Genomic DNA, 4,379 nt, shown 5'->3' on the forward strand with positions numbered 1-4,379 from the left:
TGCCACGCACTACCTCCCGAACTATCTGGGCTGGCGCCGGGCACTCGACACGCGCCGACTTGATACGCCCGACAAGATGCTCCTCGCCGCTATCGGAGTATTTCCACAGGCAACGGTGACATAGCCTAAAATAACGCCCGTGACTACGACCACCATCAACCTCACCGATCATTTCCTGATCGCCATGCCCGCCATGGCCGATCCCAACTTCACGCGCACCCTGACCTACATCGCCGAGCACAACGAAAACGGCGCGATGGGGATCATCGTCAACCGGCCCACCGAGATGCGCCTGGCCACCCTCTACGAGCGCATCGACATCCCCTTCGAGCAGCCCGACTTCGCCGACCTGCCGGTATATTCCGGCGGCCCGGTGCAGGCCGACCGCGGCTTCGTGCTGCACCGCCCGGCGGGCGACTGGCATTCGACCCTGCGGGTGAGCGACACCGTCGGCCTCACCAGCTCCCGGGACGTGCTGCAGGCCCTCGCCGACGAAGGCCAGCCCCGCGAGGTGCTGGTGGCCCTCGGATACGCCGGCTGGTCCGCCGGCCAGCTCGAGCACGAGCTCGCCCAGAACGCCTGGCTCACGGTGCCGGCCAACCTCGACATCGTCTTCTCGGTGCCCCCCGAAGAGCGCCTCGCCGCCGCCATGCAGCTGCTCGGCATCGATTTCGCCAAGCTCTCGGATGTCGCCGGGCACGCCTAGGGTGGGTACCGTCCTGGCCTTCGACTTCGGCCTCGCCCGCATCGGCGTGGCGGTGGGCGAAACCGAAACCGGCCACGCCCACCCGCTCACCGTGATCGCCGACGAGGCCAACGCGGCCCGCTTCGCCGCCATCGAGAAACTGCTCGCCGAATGGAAGCCCGCCGGCCTGGTGGTCGGCCTGCCGACCCACCTCGACGGCAGCGAACACGCCATGACCGTGCGCTGCCGCCGCTTCGCCAACCAGCTCCACGGCCGCTACGGCCTGCCGGTGACGCTGGTGGACGAACGCCTCTCCTCCGCCGAGGCGGAGGAGCGCCTGTCCGAAGCCGGCCACAAGGGCTGGCGCAAGCAAAAGCCGCGGCTCGACTCCGCCGCCGCGCAGATCATCCTGCTCCAGTACTTCGAGAGTTCCAAACATGCAGATTCCTGACGCCGAACAGCTCATCGCCCAGCTCGCCACCGCGATGCGCCCCCACATCACGCCCGACACCGCCCTGGTGGGCATCCACACCGGCGGCGTGTGGCTGGCCCAGCGCCTCCACGCCCTGCTCGGCCTCAGCCAGCCGCTGGGCAGCATCGACGTCAGCTTCTACCGCGACGACTACGGCGCGAAGGGCCTGCACCCGCAACCCCAGAAGTCCGAGATCCCCTTCGACGTCGAGGGCGCCCACATCGTCATCGTCGACGACGTGCTGTACACCGGCCGCACCACCCGCGCGGCCCTCAACGAACTCTTCGACTACGGCCGCCCGGCCCGGGTCGACCTGGCCGTGCTGGTCGACCGGGGCGGGCGCGAGCTGCCCATCGCGGCCCGCTTCTGCGCCGTGACCCTGGCCGAACCGCTGCCCGCCGGGCAGAACCTGCAACTCGAGCGCGACGACTCCGGCGCCCTCACGATGAGGTTGATCCATGCGTAACCCCCAACTCAACAAGCACGGCGAGCTGCAGCACCTGCTCACCCTCGACGGCCTGCCGCGCAGCATCATCACCCAGATCCTCGACACCGCCGCGCCCTTCACCGAGATGGCCGAGCGCGAAGTCAAGAAGCTCCCGCTCTTGCGCGGCAAGAGCGTCTTCAACCTGTTCTTCGAGAACAGCACACGCACCCGCACCACCTTCGAGATCGCCGCCAAGCGCCTGTCGGCCGACGTGATCAACCTCAACGTCGCCACCTCGTCCACCAAGAAGGGCGAGACCCTGCTCGACACCGTCGACAACCTCTGCGCGATGCAGGCCGACATGTTCGTGGTGCGCCACGAGTCGAGTGGCGCGCCCTACCTCATCGCCCAGCACCTCGAAAACACCGGCCGGGACCACATCCACGTGGTCAACGCCGGCGATGGCCGCCATGCCCACCCGACCCAGGGTCTGCTGGACATGTACACCATCCGGCACTACAAGAAAGAGTTCCACAACCTCACCGTCGCCATCGTCGGCGACGTGCTGCACTCCCGCGTGGCCCGCTCCCAGATCGCCGCCCTGACCACCCTCGGGGTGCCCGAAGTGCGCGTGATCGGCCCCAAGACCCTGCTCCCCACCGAGGTCGAGAAGATGGGCGTGCGGGTCTTCCACAGCATGGAGGAAGGCCTCAAGGACGTGGACGTGGTGATGATGCTGCGCCTCCAGAACGAGCGCATGAACGGCGCCCTGCTGCCCAGCCCCCAGGAGTTCTTCAAGGTCTGGGGCCTCACCGCCGAGAAGCTCGCCCGCGCCAAGCCCGACGCCATCGTGATGCACCCGGGCCCGATGAACCGCGGCGTCGAGATCGACTCGGCGGTGGCCGACGGTGGCCAGGCGGTGATCCTGCCGCAGGTCACCTTCGGCATCGCGGTGCGCATGGCCGTCATGAGCATGCTGGGCAGTCACTGAGCCAGACAAAGGTTTCCTACATGAAAATCCACATCCAGAACGGCCGCCTCATCGACCCGGCCAACCGCATCGACGGCCAGCACGACCTGTACATCGCCGACGGCAAGATCGCCGGCGTCGGCACCGCCCCCGACGGCTTCACCGCCGAGCGCACGATCGACGCCCGCGGCCTCGTCGTCGCCCCCGGCCTCATCGACCTCGCCGCCCGCCTGCGCGAGCCCGGCTTCGAATACAAGGCCACCCTTGAATCCGAGATGGACGCAGCGATGGCCGGCGGTGTCACCAGCCTGGCCATCCCGCCCGACACCGACCCGGTGCTCGACGAGCCCGGCCTCGTCGAGATGCTGTGCTACCGCGCCAAGAAGCTCAACCGCGCCCACGTCTATCCGGTCGGCGCCCTCACCATCGGCCTCAAGGGCGAGCAGCTCTCCGAGATGGCCGAGCTGGTCGAGGCCGGCTGCGTCGCCTTCAGCCAGGCCAACACCCCGATCCTCGACACCCGCGTGCTGAGCCGCGCGATGCAGTATGCCGCCACCTTCGGCTTCCGCGTCTGGCTGCAGCCGATCGACCCGCACCTGGCCCGCGGCGGCGTCGCCCACGACGGCGAGGTGGCCTCGCGCCTCGGCCTGCCGGGCATCCCGACCAGCTCCGAGATCATCGCGCTGTTCACCTACCTGCAGATGGCCCGCCTCACCGGCGCCCGCCTGCACATCACCCGCCTGTCGTCCGCCGACAGCCTGGCGCTGATCGAGCAGGCCCGCGCCGACGGCGTGGACGTCACCTGCGACGTGGCGATCCACCACCTGCACCTGTGCGACCTCGACATCGGGTACTTCAACCCCCACTGCCACGTCATGCCGCCGCTGCGCACCCAGCGCGACCGCATCGCGCTGGCCAAGGCCGTCGCCGACGGCCGCATCAACGCCATCTGCTCCGACCACACCCCGGTGGACGACGACGCCAAGCAGGCCCCGTTCAGCGAATCCGAGCCCGGTACCACCGGCCTCGAGCTGCTGCTCCCGCTCACCCTCAAGTGGGCCGCCGAGCACAAGCTGCCGCTGATCGACGCGCTGGCCCGGATCACCTCCGACGCCGCGCGGATCGCCGGCATCGCCAAGGGCGGCCACCTGTCGGTGGGCGCCCGCGCCGACATCTGCATCTTCGACCCCGACGCCCATCAGGTCGTCAGCCGCAACACCCTCAGGAGCCAGGGCAAGAACACCCCCTTCCTGGGGCTCGAGCTACCGGGCCGGGTGCATCACACCCTGGTCGAAGGCACCCCGATGTTCGCGGCCGGCTGAGTCGAAAGACCTTCCCACCGCCCGGACGGCGCCCCTGCGGCGCCGTTTTTTTGCGCCATCGCGGAGCAGGCGGATCGGGACAGGGGCGGCCAGCGTACCTGACCGTTCCCCTCCCACACCACCCGGCATGCGGGTCCGCTACCTGAGCGGTTCGAGTCGTTGAGGTTATGAGAGCCGGGGCACACCAAGCCGATCAAAGCAGGCAACGGGCAGCGCGCGCTTCAGCAGAAAGCGGCTGTTACGCCACCACCTCCGACTGTTCGCTGCCACCTGCCGAGCGTCCGTTTCCGAAGCACCCAGCGCCTTCAATTCCCGATACATCGTCGTGCCCCGACGCCAGTGCTTGAGCTGCATCGCACGCAGCTGGTGGCGAATCCACTCATCGAGCTCGCAAAACACCTTGGGCGTCTGCGCAAGTTGGAAGGAGCCCTTCCAGCCCGGCAGGCAAGTCCGCAATCGTTCAACGAACTCCGGCAGGCTGCGCCCACCCGAACGTCTCGTCA

General features: G+C 68.4%; 6 protein-coding genes and 1 pseudogene. 6 read left to right on the top strand and 1 reads right to left on the bottom strand.

Translation table 11 applies throughout. The features are described 5' to 3' along the window. The 6 genes and pseudogenes from ACE3OU_RS18615 to ACE3OU_RS18640 form a co-directional block, all read left to right on the top strand. Positions 1 to 124, top strand: a pseudogene (locus ACE3OU_RS18615) (IS1595 family transposase); the annotation flags it as partial. 60 nt (positions 125 to 184) lie between these two features. Beyond that, positions 185 to 706, top strand: coding sequence for a YqgE/AlgH family protein (locus ACE3OU_RS18620; protein WP_374243057.1), 522 nt, complete (start codon positions 185 to 187; stop codon positions 704 to 706). Beyond that, the gene (gene ruvX / locus ACE3OU_RS18625; RefSeq protein ID WP_374243052.1) at positions 687 to 1,136 is read left to right on the top strand and encodes a Holliday junction resolvase RuvX; all 450 of its coding nucleotides are present in this window, start codon (positions 687 to 689) and stop codon (positions 1,134 to 1,136) included. Before ACE3OU_RS18620 ends, ruvX begins: the two co-directional genes overlap by 20 nt. Then, the gene (pyrR, locus tag ACE3OU_RS18630) at positions 1,123 to 1,623 is read left to right on the top strand and encodes a bifunctional pyr operon transcriptional regulator/uracil phosphoribosyltransferase PyrR (RefSeq protein WP_374243053.1); all 501 of its coding nucleotides are present in this window, start codon (positions 1,123 to 1,125) and stop codon (positions 1,621 to 1,623) included. Before ruvX ends, pyrR begins: the two co-directional genes overlap by 14 nt. After that, positions 1,616 to 2,575, top strand: a complete 960-nt coding sequence (locus ACE3OU_RS18635) for an aspartate carbamoyltransferase catalytic subunit (RefSeq protein ID WP_374243054.1) — start codon at positions 1,616 to 1,618, stop codon at positions 2,573 to 2,575. Before pyrR ends, ACE3OU_RS18635 begins: the two co-directional genes overlap by 8 nt. 20 nt (positions 2,576 to 2,595) lie before the next feature. Beyond that, entirely contained in the window at positions 2,596 to 3,876 is a 1,281-nt protein-coding gene (locus ACE3OU_RS18640; protein WP_374243055.1) for a dihydroorotase, read from the top strand. Between the two features lie 165 nt (positions 3,877 to 4,041). On the opposite strand, the gene ACE3OU_RS18645 is transcribed toward ACE3OU_RS18640, so the two are convergent. After that, positions 4,042 to 4,379: group II intron maturase-specific domain-containing protein (locus ACE3OU_RS18645; RefSeq protein ID WP_374243056.1), on the bottom strand; the 338-nt coding region annotated here is incomplete at its 5' end.

The sequence above is a fragment of the Zoogloea sp. genome (assembly GCF_041908905.1).
Lineage (GTDB): Bacteria > Pseudomonadota > Gammaproteobacteria > Burkholderiales > Rhodocyclaceae > Zoogloea.

Bases quoted from the DNA above. Each gene is read 5' to 3' on its own strand.
- ACE3OU_RS18620 (WP_374243057.1), top strand. From the start codon at position 185: ATGCCCGCCATGGCCGATCCCAACTTCACGCGCACCCTGACCTACATC.
- ruvX (WP_374243052.1), top strand. From the start codon at position 687: ATGTCGCCGGGCACGCCTAGGGTGGGTACCGTCCTGGCCTTCGACTTC.
- pyrR (WP_374243053.1), top strand. From the start codon at position 1,123: ATGCAGATTCCTGACGCCGAACAGCTCATCGCCCAGCTCGCCACCGCG.
- ACE3OU_RS18635 (WP_374243054.1), top strand. From the start codon at position 1,616: ATGCGTAACCCCCAACTCAACAAGCACGGCGAGCTGCAGCACCTGCTC.
- ACE3OU_RS18640 (WP_374243055.1), top strand. From the start codon at position 2,596: ATGAAAATCCACATCCAGAACGGCCGCCTCATCGACCCGGCCAACCGC.